General features: G+C 45.7%; 22 protein-coding genes. 7 read left to right on the top strand and 15 right to left on the bottom strand.

The genetic code is table 11. The features are described from left to right. Positions 1-492: a CIA30 family protein gene (locus C9J01_RS11815; protein WP_107298475.1), complete on the bottom strand. Its 492-nt coding sequence runs from the start codon at positions 490-492 to the stop codon at positions 1-3. A gap of 524 nt (positions 493-1,016) precedes the next feature. On the opposite strand from C9J01_RS11815, the gene folX reads away from it, so the two are divergent. The 3 genes from folX to folM are packed head-to-tail and all read left to right on the top strand — an operon-like array spanning position 1,017 to position 2,750. Beyond that, a complete protein-coding gene (folX, locus tag C9J01_RS11825; RefSeq protein ID WP_107298331.1) occupies positions 1,017-1,394 on the top strand; it encodes a dihydroneopterin triphosphate 2'-epimerase in 378 nt (125 codons plus the stop codon). A 1-nt stretch (position 1,395) separates the two neighbouring features. Further along, positions 1,396-2,034 carry a GTP cyclohydrolase I FolE gene (gene folE / locus C9J01_RS11830; RefSeq protein ID WP_107298332.1) on the top strand — a complete coding sequence of 213 codons (639 nt, stop codon included), beginning with the start codon at positions 1,396-1,398 and terminating at the stop codon, positions 2,032-2,034. After that, complete coding sequence (gene folM / locus C9J01_RS11835) at positions 2,031-2,750, top strand: dihydromonapterin reductase (RefSeq protein WP_107298333.1); 720 nt, start codon at positions 2,031-2,033, stop codon at positions 2,748-2,750. The genes folE and folM overlap by 4 nt, the downstream gene beginning before the upstream one ends. Positions 2,751-2,971: 221 nt before the next feature. Here the strand turns inward: folM and C9J01_RS29625 are convergent, their stop codons facing one another. From C9J01_RS29625 to C9J01_RS11880, 10 genes are all read right to left on the bottom strand, one after another. Continuing rightward, the gene (locus C9J01_RS29625) at positions 2,972-3,139 is read right to left on the bottom strand and encodes a hypothetical protein (protein WP_158264530.1); all 168 of its coding nucleotides are present in this window, start codon (positions 3,137-3,139) and stop codon (positions 2,972-2,974) included. Positions 3,140-3,566: 427 nt separating this feature from the next. After that, positions 3,567-4,010, bottom strand: coding sequence for a F0F1 ATP synthase subunit epsilon (locus C9J01_RS11840; RefSeq protein ID WP_107298334.1), 444 nt, complete (start codon positions 4,008-4,010; stop codon positions 3,567-3,569). An 11-nt stretch (positions 4,011-4,021) separates the two neighbouring features. Further along, positions 4,022-5,407 carry a F0F1 ATP synthase subunit beta gene (atpD, locus tag C9J01_RS11845; RefSeq protein ID WP_107298335.1) on the bottom strand — a complete coding sequence of 462 codons (1,386 nt, stop codon included), beginning with the start codon at positions 5,405-5,407 and terminating at the stop codon, positions 4,022-4,024. Positions 5,408-5,428: 21 nt separating this feature from the next. Next, entirely contained in the window at positions 5,429-6,304 is an 876-nt protein-coding gene (gene atpG / locus C9J01_RS11850; protein ID WP_107298336.1) for a F0F1 ATP synthase subunit gamma, read from the bottom strand. A gap of 53 nt (positions 6,305-6,357) precedes the next feature. Then, complete coding sequence (gene atpA, locus C9J01_RS11855) at positions 6,358-7,899, bottom strand: F0F1 ATP synthase subunit alpha (RefSeq protein ID WP_107298337.1); 1,542 nt, start codon at positions 7,897-7,899, stop codon at positions 6,358-6,360. A 13-nt stretch (positions 7,900-7,912) separates the two neighbouring features. Beyond that, positions 7,913-8,461, bottom strand: coding sequence for a F0F1 ATP synthase subunit delta (locus C9J01_RS11860; RefSeq protein WP_107298338.1), 549 nt, complete (start codon positions 8,459-8,461; stop codon positions 7,913-7,915). Positions 8,462-8,475: 14 nt separating this feature from the next. After that, positions 8,476-8,946, bottom strand: a complete 471-nt coding sequence (atpF, locus tag C9J01_RS11865; protein WP_107298339.1) for a F0F1 ATP synthase subunit B — start codon at positions 8,944-8,946, stop codon at positions 8,476-8,478. 52 nt (positions 8,947-8,998) lie between these two features. Continuing rightward, a complete protein-coding gene (gene atpE / locus C9J01_RS11870) occupies positions 8,999-9,235 on the bottom strand; it encodes a F0F1 ATP synthase subunit C (protein WP_004730405.1) in 237 nt (78 codons plus the stop codon). Between the two features lie 48 nt (positions 9,236-9,283). After that, positions 9,284-10,054, bottom strand: a complete 771-nt coding sequence (atpB, locus tag C9J01_RS11875) for a F0F1 ATP synthase subunit A (protein WP_107298340.1) — start codon at positions 10,052-10,054, stop codon at positions 9,284-9,286. Between the two features lies 1 nt (position 10,055). Next, positions 10,056-10,454, bottom strand: a complete 399-nt coding sequence (locus tag C9J01_RS11880) for an ATP synthase subunit I (protein ID WP_107298341.1) — start codon at positions 10,452-10,454, stop codon at positions 10,056-10,058. Positions 10,455-11,005: 551 nt separating this feature from the next. Here C9J01_RS11880 and C9J01_RS11885 point away from each other — a divergent pair. Beyond that, positions 11,006-11,887 carry a hypothetical protein gene (locus C9J01_RS11885; protein WP_201797820.1) on the top strand — a complete coding sequence of 294 codons (882 nt, stop codon included), beginning with the start codon at positions 11,006-11,008 and terminating at the stop codon, positions 11,885-11,887. Between the two features lie 66 nt (positions 11,888-11,953). Here the strand turns inward: C9J01_RS11885 and ppsA are convergent, their stop codons facing one another. After that, positions 11,954-14,320: a phosphoenolpyruvate synthase gene (gene ppsA / locus C9J01_RS11890; RefSeq protein WP_107298342.1), complete on the bottom strand. Its 2,367-nt coding sequence runs from the start codon at positions 14,318-14,320 to the stop codon at positions 11,954-11,956. Positions 14,321-15,075: 755 nt separating this feature from the next. On the opposite strand from ppsA, the gene ppsR reads away from it, so the two are divergent. Both ppsR and C9J01_RS11905 read left to right on the top strand, forming a co-directional pair. Further along, positions 15,076-15,909 (top strand): posphoenolpyruvate synthetase regulatory kinase/phosphorylase PpsR, encoded by an 834-nt coding sequence (ppsR, locus tag C9J01_RS11900; protein WP_107298344.1) that lies wholly within the window; start codon positions 15,076-15,078, stop codon positions 15,907-15,909. A gap of 245 nt (positions 15,910-16,154) precedes the next feature. Then, positions 16,155-16,835, top strand: a complete 681-nt coding sequence (locus C9J01_RS11905) for a hypothetical protein (RefSeq protein ID WP_146157078.1) — start codon at positions 16,155-16,157, stop codon at positions 16,833-16,835. 254 nt (positions 16,836-17,089) lie between these two features. On the opposite strand, the gene fruA is transcribed toward C9J01_RS11905, so the two are convergent. From fruA to fruB, 3 genes are read right to left on the bottom strand one after another with little or no spacing between them, the layout of a single operon-like run. Beyond that, entirely contained in the window at positions 17,090-18,832 is a 1,743-nt protein-coding gene (gene fruA, locus C9J01_RS11910; RefSeq protein ID WP_107298346.1) for a PTS fructose transporter subunit IIBC, read from the bottom strand. A 21-nt stretch (positions 18,833-18,853) separates the two neighbouring features. Next, the gene (gene pfkB / locus C9J01_RS11915; protein WP_107298347.1) at positions 18,854-19,813 is read right to left on the bottom strand and encodes a 1-phosphofructokinase; all 960 of its coding nucleotides are present in this window, start codon (positions 19,811-19,813) and stop codon (positions 18,854-18,856) included. 2 nt (positions 19,814-19,815) lie between these two features. Further along, complete coding sequence (gene fruB / locus C9J01_RS11920; protein WP_107298348.1) at positions 19,816-20,934, bottom strand: fused PTS fructose transporter subunit IIA/HPr protein; 1,119 nt, start codon at positions 20,932-20,934, stop codon at positions 19,816-19,818. A gap of 385 nt (positions 20,935-21,319) precedes the next feature. On the opposite strand from fruB, the gene cra reads away from it, so the two are divergent. Next, positions 21,320-22,318 (top strand): catabolite repressor/activator, encoded by a 999-nt coding sequence (gene cra / locus C9J01_RS11925; protein WP_107298349.1) that lies wholly within the window; start codon positions 21,320-21,322, stop codon positions 22,316-22,318. The last annotated feature ends 40 nt before the right edge of the window (positions 22,319-22,358 follow it).

Below are 22,358 nucleotides of genomic sequence, written 5' to 3' on the forward strand. Positions count from 1 at the left end.
TTAGTGCCCAGTTTTGAATTGAATCTGGAATAGGTTAATTGCAAAGGGCCCAGATTTTTTATCTGCAATCAACATCCCAACTTGTCTAATATCCCTTGCGGCAAGTGCAGGTGCATCGGTAATAAGCCGGCCTCTGAACACAGCTTGAAAGTTATTGAGATCAAAAACCTTTTTCTGGCGTTGCCCACTATTATCAGTGGAAAACTCGTGCTTGTAGGTAATTCGATTCCCGTTCTTCCATGTCGCAAGCCTCAGTTGGTATGTACGACCATCGCCGATAAACTCCACTTCAACTTGCTCTACCTCGGCAGGCAGTGATTCTATTGGTCGGTTGACCGAACTAAAACCGCCATTGTTGGCTAGCGACAACTCCCCCAAAAACCGACTCGACTGACCATCAAACGTTAGCTGCCCCTGTGAAATTCCCCCCATCACGTTGTCGTTAGTGGCTTGCCACCGTTGGTATTCGCTAGGTCGTGTTAAGTCGATCATAATGGTCCCTGATGCAAAGGTGTTGTGGGAGAATGGGAGGAAGGCGATGAGCAAACTACAGAGCTGTATCATTAACTTGATTTTGTACCGCAAGCGTGAAAACAAATAGCCCATTCATCCACCTAATTTATACTGGTTATCCATTTTGTCACCATGGGAACAAATATAATCGAACACTCTGAGAAACTCTTTTGTGGTGAGTCTATTATCCATGTGTCACTCCTGTTTAGGATTCAAAGCGAACAAGGCTTGGTTTATCCAACACTACTTTCACAAATTACGATTTAGCACGTCTCTCCGATCACCTTTACGACTAAAGACTTCAATGAATACAAGCAGGTACTCTGCTTTACTGGGCATATTCCATCATCCTTGATGCCATGTTGAGCCTCGATTGTATTGCTAACTCAGGTGGAAGGTTACGCTCCCTATCGGGAGAATTCTATGACTGACTTTGACTAAGTTCATGATCCTTTCCAAGTTATCTTGCGTTTAAGTTAGACCTCAATCTGTGAGAATCGACAATGAACCATAATGCGATCATAAAGATTACCAATCTCAGGCTAAGAACTTTTATCGGCTTTAATGACGAAGAAAGGCAGAAACAGCAAGACATCATTATCAATGCTGAAATTCATTACCCTGCTAACAATTTGTGCCTGAGCGATGATGTTGAAAATGCACTTAATTACAAAACCATCTGTAAAAGCATTATTCACCATGTTGAAAATGGGAAGTTTCTATTACTAGAAAAACTCACCAGTGATGTGCTTGGTTTATGTATTGACCACCCATGGGTGACTTACGCCCAAGTGACAATTGATAAACCCCACGCATTGAGATTTGCCGACTCGGTCTCTCTGACATTGAGTTATGTCGCCGACAAAAACGTAAGTGAGTAGCATGATGAATATCGAAGCGAAACTAGTCAAACAAGCTCTAATCCAGCAAGGGCTGGAAACCCCCATGTTACCCAACGAAATGAACCCTGAGCAGAAATATGAGCGCATCAAGGGGTTGCTGACTGAAGTAATTGGAGTATTAGGACTAGACCTAAGGGATGATAGCCTTGCAAGAACGCCTCACCGAATCGCGAAAATGTACGTCAACGAGGTATTTTCAGGTTTGGACTACGATAACTTTCCCAACATATGCGTCATTGAGAACAAAATGCGCGTTGATGAAATGGTCAAAGTATCAGATATCAGCCTCACCTCCACTTGCGAACATCACTTTGTCACCATTGACGGTATAGCCAAAGTGGCTTATCTGCCTGAGTCGAAAGTGATTGGCTTATCTAAAATCAACCGGATTGTGCGCTTTTTCGCTCAACGCCCCCAAGTACAGGAGCGTTTGACCCAGCAAATTCTGGTCGCTGTTCAAACCTTAACGGAAACAGAAAATGTTGCTGTGACCATTGAAGCCACCCATTACTGTGTGAAATCAAGAGGTGTGATGGACGTTAATTCAAAGACCACTACAACGGCACTAGGTGGCCAGTTCAAAACCAACCCTCAGACCCGCGCGGAGTTTCTACAATGAACCAAGTCGTCGTCATCACCGGGGTTGGTAAGCGCCTAGGTTTCCAATTGGCCCAAACTCTTCTGCAAGAAGGTTATGATGTTGTGGGCACTTATCGCACTGAGTACACAATGCTGAGTGAACTCAGAGAATTAGGCGCTGAATTGCATCAGGTCGACCTTTACCAACAAGAGCAGGTTGACACCCTTATAGCGACATTATCAAAGCGCTATCCAACAATTAGGGCCATCATTCACAATGCCTCAGATTGGATGCCCGATCCAAAAGGCAAAAAGAACGCACAGACAAGTGCCGTTGAAGCCATGCAGAAAATGATGGCGATCCACGTCGCAGTCCCCTATCAAATCAACTTAGCATTACAAGACCAGCTCAGGGAGAATGGTCATGCTGATGTTATTCATATTGGCGACTACGTGGCAGAGAAAGGCAGTAAGAAACACATCGCTTACGCCGCAAGTAAAGCGGCTATGAACAACCTAACCTTGTCATTTGCCTCACTACTTGCCCCCGAAGTCACAGTAAATTCAATTTCACCCGCACTGCTCAAGTTTAATCCTGAAGATGGTGAAGGTTACAAACAAAAAGCGCTCGCCAAAGCACTACTGCCAAGAGAAGCTGGATTCGAGGAAATCATAGAGGGCGTTAAGATGCTGCTAAACAGTCATTTTATGACTGGCAGGAACCTACAGTTTGATGGTGGGCGTCATTTAAAATAAAAAAAGCTTCTCTTGCAGCAATCCAACAAGAGAAGCAAAACCAATGATGATAAATTTTAATTGCCTTAAAGCTTAATCAAAGCATGTGTATTATTTCAGATATAAATAATTTAACTAGATAATATTCACTATCAAAAACTGATAAATATATTACTGTTGTTCACATTAACTTCGATAATTTATTTTATTACTTTATAAAGCAAAAGCTTAGGCTGTTTATTTTAAACCATCATTTGAGCAGTACGCGCATGCTCGATAACGTGATCAACTTTCTGGCCTTCTGTTGTAGGCTCATAATATGGTAGAGATTCCATACCACTCTGAACCGAAGAACAACCAGAAACAAGGCCTGAAATTAGAATAGATACAAGTAAAAACAGCTTTTTCATTTCAACTAACCAACAAATAATACGTAAAATTATAATTTGTGCTTTTAATCATTTTTAATGAGCACATGAATACCCTGACCCAAAAAGCCAGAATTAATACGATGAGAGTAATTTTTCGCCGCGAATTGTATGGATTTTGATCAGCCATTACAAGCAAATTTGCTCTTATATATTTAACCGGTCAAACATTACGCACAAGAATGCGATTTGCTTATTTTTTGACCGCGCACGTTTAGCATTCAATATGAATCAATCATCTTATAACTATTGGGTTTCGAAACAATAAAATACATCAAGATAAAAAAGCCCCGAACATTCAATGTCCGGGGCAAAACAACTATAAAGAATGGAATTTAATAAGCTTTTCTGAAACCTTATTGAAAACTGGGCTGCCGGTCGGTAAGCCGTGCCCAGCATCAATATCGGTTTATCGGCGCATTTGCTTTTGACTCAGTTCAACAGCACGAAGCTGTGCCATCGCTTTTGCCAAATCCATCTGTGCCTGTGCGAAGTTCACATCATCTGCATGCTTAACAATGTTCTCTTCGGCTGCACGGCGCGCTTCGTCCGCGCGGGCTTTGTCGATGTCCTTCCCGTGCATCGCCGTATCGGCTAGCACGGTTACTACTGAAGGTTGTACTTCAACAATCCCGCCAGAGATGTAAAGGATTTCTTCAGGATCCTTTAGATCGGTAACGAAACTCGCCACACCTGGTTTGATCCGGCTCAGCAAAGGAGAGTGGCCCGGGCGAATACCCAATTCACCATCGAACCCTGCAATCGCCAGCGCATGGGCCGGACCAGAAAACAGCGGGCCTTCGGCACTCACAATGTTGAGCTGGAACGTATTCTGAGTAACGCCAATTGCCATAACTTCCCCCTTTAGATCTGCTTCGCTTTTTCAATTACTTCATCGATATTGCCGCAGTACAGGAATGCCTGCTCCGGAATATCGTCATACTCACCGCTTAACAGCCCCTTAAAGCCCTGGATCGTTTCTTTCAGTGAAACAAACACCCCAGACTGGCCAGTAAAGACCTCTGCTACGTGGTATGGCTGAGTCAAGAAACGTTCAATCTTACGAGCACGAGCAACGGTTTGCTTGTCTTCTTCTGACAGCTCATCCATCCCCAAAATAGCGATGATATCCTTGAGCTCTTTGTAGCGTTGCAACACGGTTTGGACACCACGTGCGACCTGATAGTGCTCCTGACCCACAATCAGCGGATCAAGTTGGCGTGACGTTGAGTCCAATGGATCAATCGCTGGGTAGAGGCCGAGTGCTGCAATGTTACGTGATAGAACCACGGTCGCATCCAGGTGAGCGAAGGTGGTTGCAGGTGATGGGTCCGTCAAATCATCTGCTGGGACATAAACAGCCTGGATCGAAGTGATCGAGCCTTTCTTGGTCGAGGTAATTCGCTCTTGCAGTACCCCCATTTCCTCTGCCAGTGTCGGCTGGTAACCCACCGCGGATGGCATACGGCCCAGCAAAGCTGATACTTCGGTACCGGCTAGGGTATAGCGATAAATGTTATCGATGAAAAGCAGGACGTCACGACCTTCATCACGAAAACGCTCAGCGATCGTCAAGCCAGTAAGCGCAACACGCAGGCGGTTACCCGGTGGCTCGTTCATCTGGCCGTACACCATTGCAACCTTGTCGAGTACCCCGGCTTCTTTCATTTCGTAGTAGAAGTCGTTACCTTCACGGGTACGTTCCCCTACCCCGGTAAACACTGAAAGGCCTGAGTGCGCTTTAGCGATGTTGTTGATAAGCTCCATCATGTTGACGGTCTTACCTACACCAGCACCACCGAATAGGCCGATTTTGCCGCCTTTAGCAAACGGGCAAATCAGGTCAATAACCTTTACCCCGGTTTCCAGCAGTTCGGTACTGTTGGCCTGCTCTTCATAGGAAGGAGCCTCACGGTGGATGGCATACGTCACGTCTTCACCAATTTCACCGCACTCGTCAATCGGCGTACCCAATACATCCATGATCCGTCCCAATGTCGCTTCACCAACAGGAACAGAAATTGGGGCACCCGTGTTCTTTACGGTCAGACCACGACGCAAGCCGTCTGATGAACCCATCGCAATACAACGAACAATGCCGCTACCGACTTGCTGCTGGACCTCTAATACCAACGATGCATGATCGCCATCAATAATATTCAGCGCGTCATACACACGCGGCACACTGTTCTGGTCAAATTCCACATCAACGACCGCGCCGATGACTTTGACAATTTTACCCGTACTCATTTGTTATCCTCGGAATTTCAATTACACGGCCTGGGCACCCGCCACAATTTCACTCAGCTCTTGAGTAATTGCGGCCTGTCGGGCTTTGTTGTAAACCAGTTGGAGATCGTTAATCAGGGTGCCGGCGTTGTCTGTTGCCGCCTTCATTGCCACCATCCGGGCGGCTTGCTCGCACGCACTGCTCTCTACCGTTCCCTGATAGACCTGCGATTCGATATAGCGCAGCATTAACTCATCCAATAGCGCCTTGGGATCTTGTTCATAGATATAGTCCCAGCGACCTTTTAGCTTCTCGCTTTCACAGTCATCAGCCTGCGCCAATTCTGGCCGTGGTAGCAGTTGAACGACTTGTGGCTTTTGAACCATGGTGTTCACAAACTCGTTGTACACCAGATAGAGGCGGTCAATTTGCCCTTCATCATACTGCTGTAGCATGGCTGTAACCGGGCCAAGCACTGCTTCCAGTTTGGGTTTGTCACCCAGGCCAGAGGCCTGAGCGACAACATTACCGAATCGATGGAAGAAAGAGATGGCTTTGGAGCCAATCAGCGTTGTATCAACGCCAACCCCTTTGTCACGCCATTGCTGCATTTCTGCCAGCACTTTCTTAAACAGGTTGTTATTCAAACCACCACACAGTCCCCTATCCGAGGAAATGATGATGTACGCAACCCGTTTTGCATCCCGTTCTTCGAGATATGGGTGCTGGTATTCCAGCGAACCCGAAACAACATGGCTAATGACCTTACGCATGTTGTCTGCATAGGGACGCGTTGCTGCCATGTTGTCTTGCACCTTGCGCATTTTGCTCGCGGCAACCATTTCCATCGCACTGGTGATCTTCTGGGTGTTCTGGACACTACTGATCTTGGTGCGAATTTCTTTTGCGTTTGCCATTTTTCGCTCCTGTCTACCTCATTGCTATGCCGCTGTGCGGCCTTCCCTGCCGATTAAAACGACTGAGTGTCCATAAAGGTCTTCAACAGTTGGTGCAGGCTGGCTTCAATCGCATCGTGGTAGTCGCCCGATGCGTTGATTGAGGCCAGCAAATCAGGTTGGGTACTCTTAGCAAAAGCCATCAGCTCAGCTTCAAACTCACCAATTTGCGCGAGTGTGATGCCATTTAGGTACCCTTTCTCGGCGGCAAAAATCGCGATGGCTTGCTCGGCAACTGACATTGGCGAGTACTGCTTCTGCTTCATCAACTCGGTTACTTTCTCACCGTGATCTAGCTGTTTGCGAGTTGCATCATCCAAATCAGAAGAGAACTGGGCAAAGGCTGCCAACTCACGGTATTGTGCTAATGCTGTACGGATCCCGCCTGATAGCTTTTTGATGATCTTGGTCTGGGCAGCACCACCTACACGAGATACCGAGATCCCTGGATCAACCGCCGGACGCAGACCTGCATTGAACAAGTGGGTTTGCAAGAAGATCTGACCATCGGTAATCGAAATCACGTTGGTTGGTACAAATGCAGACACATCACCCGCTTGTGTTTCGATAATCGGTAATGCGGTAAGCGAACCGCTCTTGCCCTTCACCTCACCGTCGGTAAAGCGGGACACATACTCTTCATTAACTCGAGCTGCACGCTCTAGCAAACGAGAGTGAAGATAGAAGACATCACCAGGGAAAGCTTCCCGGCCCGGTGGGCGCTTAAGTAGCAGGGAGATCTGACGGTAGGCGACGGCCTGTTTGGACAAATCATCGTAGACAATTAAGGCATCTTCACCACGGTCTCGGAAGTATTCTCCCATGGTACAACCGGCATAAGGAGCCAAGTATTGTAGGGCCGCCGCTTCTGAAGCTGAGGCAACAACGACGATGGTATTTTGCAGAGCACCATTCTCTTCAAGCTTGCGAACTACGTTTGCAATGGTCGATGCCTTCTGGCCAATTGCGACATAGACAGAGTAGATACCAGAATCTTTCTGGTTGATGATGGCATCAATGGCCATCGCTGTCTTACCGGTTTGACGATCCCCGATGATCAATTCACGCTGACCTCGACCGATTGGCACCATAGAGTCGACCGCCTTATAGCCAGTCTGAATAGGTTGATCAACAGACTTACGATCGATAACCCCAGGGGCAATAATCTCAACAGGTGCAAAGCCGTCATTTTCAATTGCACCTTTACCGTCTAGCGGTTGGCCTAGGGTATTCACAACTCGGCCCAATAGGCCTTTACCTACAGGTACTTCAAGAATGCGACCTGTGCCTTTTACTTTCATGCCTTCTGCTAGGTCAGCATATGGGCCCATGACTACCGCACCCACCGAGTGACGCTCTAAGTTCAACGCCAATGCATAGCGATTACCCGGTAGTTCAATCATCTCCCCTTGCATCACATCGGCTAGACCATTAATGGTAATAATGCCGTCACTAACAGAGATAATGGTGCCTTCATTACGAGCTTGGCTGGCTACGTTAAAGGTCGCGATCCGTTGTCGGATAAGATCGCTGATTTCATTTGAGTTCAATTGCATTTCTAGTACCTAATTACGCCTCTAGGCGGCTAGCTAGTCTGTGAATGGCGCTTTTCAGCGAACCATCAATCACCAACTCTCCGGCAGTGATTTTCATTCCCCCAACCAGTGACGGATCAATCTGGCATGTCAGGGCGACAGTGCGGTTTAATTTCCGCTCTAGGGCTTGGCTCAAGCTAGCTTTTTGCTGTTCATCGAGTGGTTCAGCCGTAGTGACACAAGCCTCAACAGTGCGTTCAAAATCAGATTTAAACGTCTGGTAGAGTTCGGCCACCTGAGGAAGTACCTCCAGCCTGCCATTTTCAGCCATCAGCTTGACCAGGTTTTGCCCATGTTCATCAATCAAGCCATCACAGATAGCTAGGAATGATAGGGTAAATGCCTCGTGAGCATCTGGGCCCTGCATATCGAGAGCTTCGATCTGGCTGGCAACAGCAGGGGCTTCAACAACTTCTTTCATCACTACCAACATTTTTTCCCACGCTGCTAGCTGGGACGCATCACGGGCATAGTCAAAGGCCGCTTTTGCGTATGGGTAAGCGATGGTTTGTGGATCGGACATTATTGGCCCCCTTGCTACAGCTCGGTAATGATCTTATCGACCAAAGCCCGGTTAGCGTCCGTATCTAATTGACGGCTGATTAGCTTCTCTGCACTTTCAATCACCAAGGCTGTCATCTCATGGCGTAATTCTTCGCGGATACGATGACGCTCAGCTTCCAATTCCGTCTGACCTTCGGCAATAATGCGCGCTTTCTCTTGCTCAGCCTCTAATTTGGCTTCGTCGATGATCTGTGTACGACGCTTGTTACCCTGCTCAACCAAACCACTCGCTTGTTGCTTAGCTTCTTCCAGTAACTTTGCGCCATTGGCTTTGGCCAATTGCAGTTCTTTTGCCGCAAACTCGGTTTGAGATAAACCTTCGGCGATAACTCGCTGGCGCTCATCAAGCAAAGCCGTCAAAGGAGGCCAGACGTATTTCATACAAAGCCAGACAAAAATCACGAATGACAGTGCCTGTCCCAGCATGGTGGCATTTAAGTTCATTCCATCCTCTCTTTTGGTAACCCAATGTTAATTAATCGAGTGATTGAATGACTTATGCCACCGCGAAGATAATGTAGAGGCCGATACCCACACCAATCATTGGTACCGCATCAACCAGACCCATCATGATGAAGAACTGAGTGCGTAGCATTGGGGTCAAATCAGGTTGACGAGCGACACCTTCAAGGTATTTACCTGCCAAGTTACCAATACCGCTTGCAGCACCAGCAGCACCAAGACCAATTAGCAGTGCACCCGCAACGTAAAGAACCGCACTAACAATATCCATGAAAAACTCCGAATTAGATTATGAAAAACGTAACTTAAGAAAATAAATTTAATGATGCTCTTCTACAGCCATTCCCAGGTAAACAATGGTCAGTACCATGAAAATGAAAGCCTGCAAGAACACAATCAAGATGTGGAACAGTGCCCACGGCACACTCAGCGCCCATTGCATCCACCACGGCATCAATGCGATAAGAATAAAAATCATCTCACCTGCATACATATTTCCGAACAGTCGCAAGCCAAGTGAAATGGGTTTGGAAATGAGTGTGACTAATTCCAAAATAAAGTTCACTGGGTACAACAGTGGATGTGTAAAAGGTTGCGTCGTTAACTCTTTAATGAAACCGACTAAACCTTTATTTTTTAGCGTATAACCAATAATAAGGATGAATACACCAAGTGCCATAGACATAGGAACATTGACATCAGCAGAGGGTAAATCCCTGAAATGCTCCAACCCCAGAACACGTGCAAGCATTGGCACGTAGTCAACAGGTAATAAGTCAATGGCATTCATTAAGAAAACCCATACGAATATGGTTAATGACAGAGGGCCTATCAATTTATCTTCTGTTTTAAATATTTCCTTTACTAGGTTATTAACAAATTCAAATGTGACTTCAATTAAACACTGCAATCGTCCAGGAACACCACTTGTCCCTTTTGTTGCAACATACCTAAACACACCAATAAATGTTAAACCTAACACCCAGACCATGAACATGGAGTCAAGATTAATACTCCAGAATCCTTCGCCTGCAGTAAGGAATGTCAGATGGTGCTCAATATATTCATGAGCAGTAGTAACGATTTCCACCTTACGTCATCCTAAATTGAGGTTTATTAAGCATAGGGGTTAAACAACTTCCCAGATAAGTCAGCGAGTAAGTCATCAGCATCACTACCTCATTGATTTCAAAAATCTTTGAAACCAACAACATAAGCAGAGCTGTGTACGTCCATTTGATGACTTCATTAAACCAAGCCAGTTGGTTGATGTTACTTCTTTTATTACGCTTAACTTTAATAGCAACAGCTAGTAAACCTAATAAAGATGGAACAACAGCAATGACTACACCGATTAATGCTGACTTAACACTCAGATAATCACTCGATACAACTTCATGCAAAACAACAATTGCACCAATTATAGATTGTGCTAAGAGCAAAGATTTCACAGCGGAAATAATATCAGAGCACGGAGAGTGACCTTCCATAGATATATCCTCTTACGTTAATTAATATGTATGTATATACCTCCTGATATATTCAAAAGAATTTAATCCTTCGTGCCGAAATGTTTTTTTAACTTAACACATTTTTTTTGAATGTCACCCCAAAATTATTATTTTTTAAATATTTTCTTATTCCCACAAATAAAACACATTCCAATATTAAACATCCAAAGTTTTATAGCAGCTTACATTTCAAATAATGAACAATAAGAAAAAACTTTACTAAAGACATTATTAACACTCAGAAAGTTAGAATATTTAAATCAATTCCAAAAAAATAAAGCCGTGAAAACTTACGCTTTGATAAATATGATTAGAACATCAAATTTTGCAATCATTGATTTTCAATTTTGGTGGTTGATTATTGTGGCGTATAGGAGGAATATGCACTTGACTCGTGAATAAATATTCAAGAAATATCCAAACAAAAATACAATAACTACAATAAAATCAAACCTTTCCAGTTGGAAAAAGTTGAAATCCTGCCTTGCAATCGTAGTGAGCTGGCAAGAGAAAGTTGCGAAGATGTAGATATGAGAAAGACCAAAGCGATGTTCGTTGACGAGTCACGGGCTTTTCATAATGGAAAATACTCTTATGAAAATTTCGTGTATATAAACGCTAAAACCAAGAGTTTCATCACCTGCCCTATCCATGGCGATTTTGAACAACGCCCTGATGCCCATCTCGCAGGCAGGGGTTGCCCACAATGTTCAGGTAAAAAGAAGCGGACAAAAGAAGAGTTCGTTGAAAAGGCGCACACTGTTCATCAGAACAAATACAACTACGAGAAGTTCGTTTACCTCGGCTCGTTAGAAAAAGGCATTATTATTTGTCCAATACATGGTGAGTTTGAACAGCGACCAAACTCTCATCTCGCAGGTAAAGGCTGCCCACAATGCTCACGGTCTAGTCCGGTGACTCAAGAGCAATTTGTTCAACGTGCCAATGCCATTCACCATGGTAAATACCGATACGATAATTTTGTCTATGCCGGAGCGCTAACCAAGGCAACCATTACTTGCCCGTTACATGGGGATTTTGAGCAGCGACCAGATACCCACCTTCGCGGGGCAGGTTGCCCTGTATGCGCTAAACATAACCGAAAAAAAACTACAGATGAGTTTGTGCTCCAAGCACTACGCTTACATCGACAGCGCTATAGTTACGAACATTTCAAATACGTGAATGCCCGAACAAAAGGTAAGATTACCTGCTCGATTCATGGTGTTTTCGAACAGCACCCCTATAACCATTTAGCGGGTAACGGTTGTCCCCATTGCGCGTCAGAAAGCCGCCAGTCACCAATAATGAAGCCATTGTCATTTGCAACCTTTAAACCATTAAAGGATTACCCATTGGTTGCATTGTGTTTACGGGCTCTGCCATCGCGTTTAATGCAGATAACCACTTAATCAAGAATGCCGGCCAATAAAAAAGCTCGCTAAATAGCGAGCTTTTTCATTATATCAGCCTGTCGGTTATGACTGTTCACCCAAGTGCAGCCAGGTCTCAACCACAGTATCAGGGTTTAAGGAAACCGAATCGATCCCCTGCTCCATCAACCATTGTGCTAGATCATCATGATCGGATGGGCCTTGGCCACAGATACCGACATACTTACCGGCTTTGTTTGCAGCCGTAATAGCCATTGCCAGCATTGCCTTGACGGCTTCATTACGCTCATCAAACATATGGGCAATTTCGCCGGAGTCTCGGTCAAGGCCAAGTGTTAGCTGGGTCATGTCGTTTGAGCCGATAGAGAATCCATCAAAATACTTGAGGAAGTCATCAGCCAAAATGGCATTCGATGGCAATTCGCACATCATGATCACCTTAAGGCCATTCTCACCGCGACGCAGATCGAACTTCGCCAACAGATCAATGACCGAGGCTGCTTCGCTGACGGTACGGACAAACGGGATCATGATTTCAACGTTCTTCAATCCCATCGTTTCACGAACGCGCTTGATAGCTTCACACTCAAGGGCAAAGCAATCTTGGAACTGCTCGGAAATATAGCGTGACGCACCACGGAAACCGATCATCGGGTTTTCTTCCGTCGGCTCGAAGTTCACACCACCGACCAAGTTACGGTACTCGTTTGACTTGAAGTCAGACATACGCACGATAACGCGTTTTGGCCAGAAGGCCGCAGCCAATGTTGAAATCCCCTCAGTCAGTTTTTGGATGTAGAACTCAACCGGATCAGGATAACCGACAATACGCTGGTCAATTTCAGCTTTGAGCTCATCCGATTGCTGGTCGTAGTTCAGCAAGGCTTTAGGGTGGATACCGATCATCTTGTTGATGATAAATTCCAACCTTGCCAAGCCTACCCCTTCGTTTGGAATACAGGCAAAGTCGAATGCCCTATCCGGGTTACCGACATTCATCATCACTTTCAGTGGCAAGTCTGGCAGATCGTCTACCTCAGAGCGGCGGATTTCAAAGTCCAACTCACCTTCATAGATGTAACCTGTTTCACCTTGCGCACAAGAAACCGTTACTTTCTGACCGGTTTGTAATAGATCAGTGGCGTTACCACAACCTACAACTGCAGGGATACCCAGTTCACGGGCAATAATCGCAGCATGACAAGTACGGCCACCACGATTAGTCACAATCGCTGCCGCTTTTTTCATTACTGGCTCCCAATCAGGGTCAGTCATGTCCGCCACCAGCACATCGCCAGCTTGTACCTGATCCATCTGAGACAGATCGGACACGACTCGAACCTCGCCACTACCGATACGTTGACCAATCGCGCGGCCTTCGATAACCGCATGCCCGGTATCGTTGAGGTGGAAACGCTCCATCACGTTGGCATCATCTCGTGAACGCACGGTTTCTGGGCGGGCCTGAACAATCAGTAGCTCACCAGTGATACCGTCTTTTGCCCACTCGATATCCATTGGGCGGCCATAGTGCTTCTCGATGATCAGCGCTTGCTTAGCCAAAGACTCAATTTCTTGGTCAGTTAGGGAGAATTGCGTTTGCTCTTCTTTGTTGGTATCGAGGATTTCTACCTGTTTACCCAGCGAAGTGTCGTCGGTGTAAACCATCTTCAATAGTTTAGAGCCGATGGTACGGCGCACTACGGCAGGGTTCCCCGCCTGAAGCGTTGGCTTGTGAACATAGAATTCATCAGGGTTTACCGCACCCTGAACAACCATCTCACCAAGACCCCAAGAGGATGTGATAAATACTACTTGGTCAAAACCAGATTCAGTGTCTAGGGTAAACATTACACCAGATGAGGCTTTATCAGAGCGTACCATGCGTTGGATACCCGCCGATAGAGCAACACCCTTATGATCAAAGCCTTGGTGGACACGGTACGAGATTGCACGGTCATTAAATAGCGAAGCAAAAACGTGTTTAACCGCTTCGATTACCGCGTCAATACCACGCACATTGAGGAAAGTTTCTTGCTGGCCTGCAAATGAGGCATCAGGTAGGTCTTCTGCTGTTGCCGATGAGCGAACAGCCACAGACAGCATCTCGTCACCCTGAGCCAGTTCAAGGTAACACTCGCGAATATCCTGTTCCAGATCCTGTGGAAGCGGTGCTTCTAGAACCCAATTGCGGATAGTCTCGCCAGCTTGCTGCAAGGCATTTACATCTTCAACATCAAGTTCATCAAGAAGTGTATAGATACGCTCATTGAGCGAGTTAGCTTCCAAGAACTGATTAAAGGCATGGGATGTTGTCGCATAGCCATTAGGGACTTTTACTCCCGCATTAGCCAGATTCGCCACCATCTCGCCTAGAGATGCATTCTTACCACCGACTTTATCAACATCGTTCATTGACAAAGCATCGTACCAAACAACATTCTGTTGCACGGCAATTCTCCTTATTGGATTCAACAGTTTAAAGCAGGTAACCCATTAGTAAACGATTGCTTTTTGCTGCAAAAAAAAGCGAAAAGTGTCAATTTTCAGAGCAAAACGCTAATCATGTCTCCTTATGTGTACTTTACTGACAAATAATCCGTCAGCTAAGCACAGTTACCCTGTAGGTTTTTGTTATAAATTTAATTGCTAAAATTCTGTCAAATCTTTTTCATTTTCAATTACTTGAAAACGTATATCTATATGCGATACAGCGATATACACACATACATAGACATTTTCTTATTCGAATTACAGATACATAACCCTTAAAGTCATACCCTGTAGCACCGAATTGCTATATTCAGTTTTCCACCTCTCATAAAAATTATCTAGCAAGTTATCAAAAAAATTTGAAGCACATCAGATTTTTGATCTGGCTCAACATTGGTAGGCTATGTGCTAAGGCTAGGACCAAAACCAACTTATACTTTACATTTCAACAACTTAACCATCAGCCAACTCTGAAATCACTAGATAACTCATCAATGATGGATTTATCGACAATTTCAAATTCGGTTAAGGTACCGTTGAAGCTCTGGCTCCCCAAATACAGTTTTGTAAAAACCTCTAAAACAGGATGTGACCGAGACAAAAACAAGATTGCAGCAAAGTGTGACAATGAATCTGGAAACTTGTTTATCAGATGATTATATTGAGTGCACTTATGCTTTTGGCTAAAAATAATTTCAAGGGTTAAAATTTTCATGCAATCCAAGTCCAATTTTCGTGACGTGTTCTTCGTATCTGACGGGACAGCTATCACCTCTGAGACCCTTGGCCACGCGGTCCTTGGCCAGTTTGATATCACAACGCGCCAAACCACCCTACCTTTTGTAGAAAGCATTGAACGTGCCAACAGTGTTAAACAGCAGATTGATAGAGCCTATGAAGAAACTGGGGCGGAACCTTTGGTGTTCTACTCCATCGTCCTTCCAGAAGTAAAAGCAATCATCGAGCAAAGCAAAGCCCACTTTTACGATGTACTTAATGCGCTCGTCGCCCCATTGAGTGAAGATTTACGGATGGCACCACAACCGCAGTTACAACGCTCGCATAGCATTGCCAAAGATGCCGATAGCTATCAAGACCGTATTGCAGCGATTGAATACACCCTGGCCCATGACGACGGCGTCTCTCTCAATAACCTCGACCAAGCCGACATCATTCTATTGGGTGTCTCCCGTTGTGGTAAAACACCGACCAGCCTCTATCTTGCAATGCAATTTGGGATCAGGGCAGTCAACTACCCCTTTATTGCCGAAGATATGAGCAAACTGCGCTTGCCGAAGGCCATTGAACCCTACCGGTACAAAACTTATGGCTTAACTATCGATACCGAGCGATTAGTTGAGATCCGCCACGAGCGCTACGCCAACAGCCACTATGCCAGTATTGAGCAATGTGAGAGTGAACTCAGCAAAGTGGAGGCAATGTTCAGGCGAGAGGCAATCCCTTACCTGAATACCAGCCGCCTTTCGGTAGAAGAGATCGCCACCCGGTTGCTTGATATCAGCGGTCTAAAACGCAAGATGTGCTAACACTTTTGAGTTATTTGTCTCAGTGATCATTTATCGGCGAGTATTCTGTTTTTTGCTACTCGCCCTCTTCATATGGACGGATTATCACTAACACATCGCAAATTCTCAATGATGAGAGATAAAAAAACACAACAATTCAATCACTTATTAATTTCTTATTTTTCTCCCTATTATTCATCAAAAAATTATCAATTCTTGAATATGCTTAATTTGAGCTTCAGAAAATATAATAACGAGGTTCCAAAATGATTAGGGTTGCGCTTACAGCATTATCAACAGTTTTTTTATTTGCGTGTGGTGGAGGATCTTCAAGTGGTTCATCTGAACCTAACGTTGTCACAATGGATGAAGTCAGTGTTAGAACACTTGGTATAGATCTAGTCAATATATCTGGCGCAGCTGCAGACTTCTTTGTTAAAGAGTCGAGTGGGTCTAGCCCGTTATTTGACGAAAATAACAAAGTTTCATCAGTACCAGATTTTAATTCTTACTATCACTCGGTAAGTTGGACGACAGCTACTCCAATGAAACTTGATATTGGTACTATTGATACCAACACCCAAACAGCAAACGCTTTATCTGAAGATATTTTACTGAATAACAAAGAAAAATTATGGGCTATTGCATGGAGTGACGAAGGTGACCTTACCTTGTCTACCGGTATTCAAGAGCCCTCTCCTGTTGAGGATAAATATCGCTTAAGGTTGTTCGCTGTAGAAGACGTTACGGTAACAGTTAATTCTACTGCCTTCTCAGTAACAAATTTATCTAAAGGTAATTTTTCAAACCAATTACTTGTAGATAATTGCAATAAAGAGCTTATTTTAAGTGCAAACCAAATAGATATATGTGAATTAGAAATCGGTAAATCTTATTTACTGATTGTTGATGGGGAAGATGTGCTATTAGCAGCAGAAGAAAAATAAAACAATAAATTTAAAACAATAACTTTAGGGTAAATTATAAATATAAAATGCGCTTTTTATAACACGCAGGGAACGTCTACATAATATACGTCTGTCTTAACAGAGATACTAAAAAAATCTTATTTCATGGAAAGATAACTCTGTTAACCTGTTGAAGGTTTTGGGGCAAACGCAAAAAATACCGTAGGCAGCGGTGGCATCAGCCCCGGCATTTATGCCGGGGCTTTCTTTATCTAACAGAAGTCACTCAACCGTTATTTTGCTTCAGCAACTGCCATTTGCTCTTCGTCAGATTTCTTCAAGAATGCATAGGTCACACCGGTTACCACTGTACCTGCGGCAATAGCAACCAAGTACATCAACACTGGTGTAATCGCATTCGGGATGAACAGTACAAACAGACCACCATGCGGAGCCATCAACTTAGCACCGAATAGCATTGATAGTGCGCCAGTTAGTGCACCACCCGCCATACAGCTTGGGATAACACGCATTGGATCGCGGGCTGCAAACGGAATCGCCCCCTCAGAAATGAAGCATAGGCCCAGTACAAAAGAGGCTTTACCTGCTTCTGCTTCACTGGCGTTGAACTTACGCTTCGCGAGGAAAGTCGCCAAGCCCATACCCAGTGCTGGAACCATACCCGCTGCCATTACTGCTGCCATAGGCGCATAAGTCTGAGAGGCTAGCAGACCAACCCCAAAGGTGTATGCCGCCTTGTTAACCGGGCCGCCCAAGTCGAAGCACATCATACAGCCAAGAATGATACCCAGTAGTACTGCGTTTGCTGAGCCCATGTTATTCAAGAAATCAGTCAGGCTAGTCATTGCAGCCGATACTGGACCACCGACGACATAAATCATGATAAGGCCGGTGATCAAGCTTGATAGCAAAGGAATGATCAAGATTGGTTTCAACGCTTCCATTGATTGCGGCAATTTAACATGCTCTGCCACAAACTTCGCGCTGTAACCCGCCAAGAAACCGGCAACGATACCGCCAAGGAAACCTGCGCCAGTCGAACTCGCCAACATACCGCCAATCAAACCCGGCGCCAGACCAGGGCGGTCAGCAATCGAGAAAGCAATGAAGCCAGCCAGTACTGGAACCATCAAGGCAAACGCGGAACCACCACCGATAGTCATCAGTGCAGCAGCTAATGTCCCCTCTTGTTCGAATGCGGTAATACCGAAGACAAATGAAAGTGCAATAGATAGACCACCAGCAACCACAAGTGGCAACATGTGTGACACACCTGTCATCAAGTGTTTGTAGGCACCGGTTTTCTCTTGCTTAGCTTCACCCTCAGACGAAGAGCCAGCTTGGTGCTGATACGGTACTGCCGTCGCAAATGCTTTTTCAAATTCTTCTGTTGTTTTCTTTAGTGCTGCGCCTGTACTGGTTTTGTACAGCTTCTTGCCAGCAAAGCGAGAAAGATCAACCTCGATATCAGCGGCAATAATCACCAAATCAGCGGCAGCGATTTCTTCAGCCGTCAACTGGTTCTTTGCGCCTACAGAGCCACGGGTTTCAACCTTGATTTGATGGCCCTGACGCTTACCTTCCTCTTCCAAAGCTTCTGCAGCCATAAAGGTGTGTGCGACACCGGTTGGGCAGGCAGTGATTGCCACAATTTTCTTGGCAGAAGAATCGCTGCTATCTACTGCTGCAACAGAGGTGACTTCAGTGAGCACTGTCGCTTGGCTAACAGCTTGTGAAAGTGTGGCTTTCGGATCAGCCAGTACATCTTCGATAGCAATCTGAGACAGCTTTTTGCCTTTGAACCGGGTTGTATCTACCGCTGTATTTGCGGCGACAACAATACAATCAGCCTCATCGATGACAGTTTGGCTTAGCGTCTTTACCGGTACAACTGAAGACTGGCACTCTACCGCTGCTGTCCATTTAAGATCTGCTGCTGCCTTTTCAATCAAGCCAGCGGCAATAATGCTATTTGCGATACCGCTTGGGCACGCTGTTATTACTGCAATTTTCATTTCAACACCCTCTGATCCGAATCAGCTCTTCACGTTATTTACTTGGACACTTTCTTTTACTTTTAGCACTTGGTTGATGTCTTCAACCCCGACGCCAACCTGGCTGACCGCCAGTGCCGATAGTGCTGTGGCAAAGCCCAATGTCTCTTCTTTATTCCACTGATTCAGCTGTCCCCAGCACAAACCAGCAACCAATGTATCCCCTGCACCCACGGTGCTCACGACGTTCATTTTGGGTGGTTGAGAGCGAAGCCAACCTTCGCTGTTTAGCCACATCACACCTTCAGCGCCCAGTGAGACCACCACATTGGCAATTCCTTTGGCTGACAATTGCTCTGCCGTTGCCAGCAATTCCTGCTCTGAATCCAGTTCTCGGCCCGCCCAGTCAGCTAGCTCTTCATCATTTGGTTTGACCAACCAAGGTGAGGCGTCTAGGCCCGCAGCCAATGCTGCTTTGCTGCTATCAAAGAAGACTTGCTTGCCATTATCATGTAACCATTGGATCCAAGAGGCACATTGCTCAGGGGTAATGCCGCGAGGAAGACTACCGGCAATCACAAATACGTCATGGCTTTCAGCCAGGCTTTTCATTGTGGCTTCAAAAGAAGCTAAATCCTGTTCACCCACTTCCACACCGGGGAAGTTGATATCACTGACTCGGCCATCTTGCTCAACCAACTTGACGTTAATACGGCTAGCACCTTTGACACGCACGAAGGCATCTTTGGCGCCCAACTCTTCAAATAACTGGCAAAATGGTTCTTGGTTATCCGCCCCAAGCAAACCTGTTACAGTCACGTCTGCGCCTAACTCAGCCAGCACCTTGGCAACGTTGACGCCTTTACCTGCTGGGTGCAGCGTTCCTGTATTAACAAGATTGACGGTGCCTGGGTTCAGTGACTCAAGGCTACCTGTTAGGTCCAATGCCGGATTGAGTGTTACCGTGACAACTTTCAGCGGTGAAATGTTTGTTTGAGTCATAACTATTTACCCTCGCCAAGGCCGTCAGCAATAGCTTGGCCAATTGCTGCCAAGGCTTCATCAGCGTCATCGCCTTGAGCAATGAACTGTAATTCGTGACCTTGTTTAACACCCAATGCAATCACTTTCATCAAGCTCTTGGCATTGACCGCTTTGCCTTCGCCGTTAAGGTTGGCGACCAGAATGTTACTGTTAAATTTCTTAGTAACGCTAACCAGCATCGCGCCCGGGCGGGCATGCAAGCCGTGTGGGTTGCGGATCTTGAAGACTTCGGTATTACCTTCTAGCGCTTCTTCGGTTAGCAACGTCACGACCTGATCCGCAGCGGCGTTGAACAACTTATCCGCTTGGTTCTTGAATAGCAGCTGTGCCAAATAGTTCATGTTGTTCACATGGGCACCATTACACGCGGCCACGAACAAAAGACCTTTTACTGGTGAGCCTGCTTCTTCAAAAGGTTCTGCCGGTGTAACAAATGACAAAGCTGTACGGCTTACGCCTTTATGGCTTTTGGCAATCCATAGGCCTTGGCCAAGGTGCGTTGCACCAGAGGCAATCGCATCTGCAACCGTATCGTTGCTGGCTGATTGGTGATTTTTCACCAAACCAGCGGCGACTGCGGTCAACTGAACAAGGTCAGTGGCTGGGAAAGCAAGTTGAACGTAGCTCTCATCAAAATCAGCTTCTAGTTGCGCTTCACCATTAAGGATGGCAATAAGGCCCTCAGCACTATCACTCGTCTTCAGTTTGTCCTCTACGCCATCAGCAGAAAGCACCTTCGTCAATTGCTTTAAAATGCCTAGGTGTTCATCAGATTTAGCCGCAATACCGATAGCAAGATAAACCGTTTTGCCATCTCCCCAGTTAACGCCCTGCGGAAAATGATGAACCCTGACACCCGTCTCTTTCACCAAACCTCGGGTGTCGGTTGTCCCGTGTGGGATAGCAATACCGTTGCCAAGGAAGGTTGAGTTCTGCGCTTCACGATCAAGCATGCCGTTGACGTAGCCGGTTTCGACCAAACCTTGTTGCTCAAGACCCGCAGCAATCGCCTTGATGGCTTCCTGCTTATCCGCTGCTGATTGTTTAAGCTGAATATCTTTTGTTGAGAGTGACAGCATGTGTTTACTCCAGTTTCGTTAAACCTGGTGAAGACCGATAGCCTTCTCTCCCCGTCTACACAAATATAAACCTAAATGACCAACTTGATACCTTGCTGACTGAATCGATTCAGCTATTGGTCAAAATAAAATTCCAGCACAATCTAGTTCAAAATTATATCGATGCTGAAACCATTCAGCTGACATGCTGAATGGTTTCAGCTAATATTGCAAATGTGCTCTGAAGATCATGAGTGTTTTTATGATCCGCCGCACAAAACAGTGGCTATATCCCTAGGTAATCGGGATATAACGCGCATATTATTCACCGAGCCTGCCTCTTTCTGTTCTAGGTGTGAACCAGTAGAATGAAGGCGCCCGCTAACTGTAACCAACAAGAATCAGAATGAAGCTAGATGAAATAGCAAAGCTTGCCGGCGTATCGCGCACCACTGCCAGTTACGTGATCAACGGCAAAGCGCAGAAATACCGGATCAGCGAAAAGACCCAGCAAAAAGTCATGGCTGTTGTTAATGAACACAACTATCGGCCCGACCACGCTGCTACATCCTTGCGCGCAGGAAGCAGCCGTTCATTTGGTTTGATCATTCCTGATCTAGAAAACAGCAGTTACGCCAAGTTAGCAAAACTGCTTGAAAGCAATGTCCGCAAAGCAGGCTATCAACTGATCATCTCGTGTTCTGATGATGATGCTGACACAGAAATGAAGGTGGCAGAAACTTTGCTTAGCCGCCGTATCGATGCCCTGATTGTGGCCAGTGCCCTACCCACCGAAAACGATTTCTATCAACGGATTCAAAATGGCGGTGTACCCGTTATCGCGATTGACCGTGCGATGAATGATGAAATGTTTGCCAGTGTGATCAGTGAAGATCTCGATGGTGCCTTTGATCTTACCCTGAGCTTGTTGGAAAAAGGGGTCGAGAGCATCGGTCTAGTTGGTGCGGTCCCTGATCTAGGTGTATCCAAAGAGCGTGAACAAGGCTTTCTGTCTGCTATCCGCTCGTACAGCAGCCAAAAGCAGGTAGCGGAAGCCAATACCTTGATTGCCAATGGCGATCACTTCAGCCAACAACAAGGGCAGCAGCAAGTACAAAGCTGGATTGATAAAGGGTGTATGCCAGAGGCAATTCTTGCCACCTCTTATACCCTGTTTGAAGGCGTTCTTGACTGTTTGCTAGCTAACCCTGAGCTCATGCAAAAGACTCACTTAGCCACCTTTGGTGATAATCGCCTGCTAGATTTCTTACCAATTAAAATCCAATCACTCCCTCAGCAATTTGAACTGATTGCCGATAACGCACTGGAACTGGCCCTTAACGCGATTGCTGGCCGCTATCGTACCGGTGTGGAAGTGATCCCTCGAAAAATTAAGCGCCGATAGTCCTTCGCAGTCCCATAAACAAAAGCCCAAGCTGTTTTGC

The sequence above is a fragment of the Photobacterium rosenbergii genome (genome assembly GCF_003026455.1).
GTDB classification, from domain to species: domain Bacteria; phylum Pseudomonadota; class Gammaproteobacteria; order Enterobacterales; family Vibrionaceae; genus Photobacterium; species Photobacterium rosenbergii.

Bases quoted from the DNA above. Each gene is read 5' to 3' on its own strand.
- C9J01_RS11815 (WP_107298475.1), bottom strand. From the start codon at position 492: ATGATCGACTTAACACGACCTAGCGAATACCAACGGTGGCAAGCCACT.
- folX (WP_107298331.1), top strand. From the start codon at position 1,017: ATGAACCATAATGCGATCATAAAGATTACCAATCTCAGGCTAAGAACT.
- folE (WP_107298332.1), top strand. From the start codon at position 1,396: ATGATGAATATCGAAGCGAAACTAGTCAAACAAGCTCTAATCCAGCAA.
- folM (WP_107298333.1), top strand. From the start codon at position 2,031: ATGAACCAAGTCGTCGTCATCACCGGGGTTGGTAAGCGCCTAGGTTTC.
- C9J01_RS29625 (WP_158264530.1), bottom strand. From the start codon at position 3,139: ATGAAAAAGCTGTTTTTACTTGTATCTATTCTAATTTCAGGCCTTGTT.
- C9J01_RS11840 (WP_107298334.1), bottom strand. From the start codon at position 4,010: ATGGCAATTGGCGTTACTCAGAATACGTTCCAGCTCAACATTGTGAGT.
- atpD (WP_107298335.1), bottom strand. From the start codon at position 5,407: ATGAGTACGGGTAAAATTGTCAAAGTCATCGGCGCGGTCGTTGATGTG.
- atpG (WP_107298336.1), bottom strand. From the start codon at position 6,304: ATGGCAAACGCAAAAGAAATTCGCACCAAGATCAGTAGTGTCCAGAAC.
- atpA (WP_107298337.1), bottom strand. From the start codon at position 7,899: ATGCAATTGAACTCAAATGAAATCAGCGATCTTATCCGACAACGGATC.
- C9J01_RS11860 (WP_107298338.1), bottom strand. From the start codon at position 8,461: ATGTCCGATCCACAAACCATCGCTTACCCATACGCAAAAGCGGCCTTT.
- atpF (WP_107298339.1), bottom strand. From the start codon at position 8,946: ATGAACTTAAATGCCACCATGCTGGGACAGGCACTGTCATTCGTGATT.
- atpE (WP_004730405.1), bottom strand. From the start codon at position 9,235: ATGGATATTGTTAGTGCGGTTCTTTACGTTGCGGGTGCACTGCTAATT.
- C9J01_RS11880 (WP_107298341.1), bottom strand. From the start codon at position 10,454: ATGGAAGGTCACTCTCCGTGCTCTGATATTATTTCCGCTGTGAAATCT.
- C9J01_RS11885 (WP_201797820.1), top strand. From the start codon at position 11,006: ATGAGAAAGACCAAAGCGATGTTCGTTGACGAGTCACGGGCTTTTCAT.
- ppsR (WP_107298344.1), top strand. From the start codon at position 15,076: ATGCAATCCAAGTCCAATTTTCGTGACGTGTTCTTCGTATCTGACGGG.
- C9J01_RS11905 (WP_146157078.1), top strand. From the start codon at position 16,155: ATGATTAGGGTTGCGCTTACAGCATTATCAACAGTTTTTTTATTTGCG.
- fruA (WP_107298346.1), bottom strand. From the start codon at position 18,832: ATGAAAATTGCAGTAATAACAGCGTGCCCAAGCGGTATCGCAAATAGC.
- pfkB (WP_107298347.1), bottom strand. From the start codon at position 19,813: ATGACTCAAACAAACATTTCACCGCTGAAAGTTGTCACGGTAACACTC.
- fruB (WP_107298348.1), bottom strand. From the start codon at position 20,934: ATGCTGTCACTCTCAACAAAAGATATTCAGCTTAAACAATCAGCAGCG.
- cra (WP_107298349.1), top strand. From the start codon at position 21,320: ATGAAGCTAGATGAAATAGCAAAGCTTGCCGGCGTATCGCGCACCACT.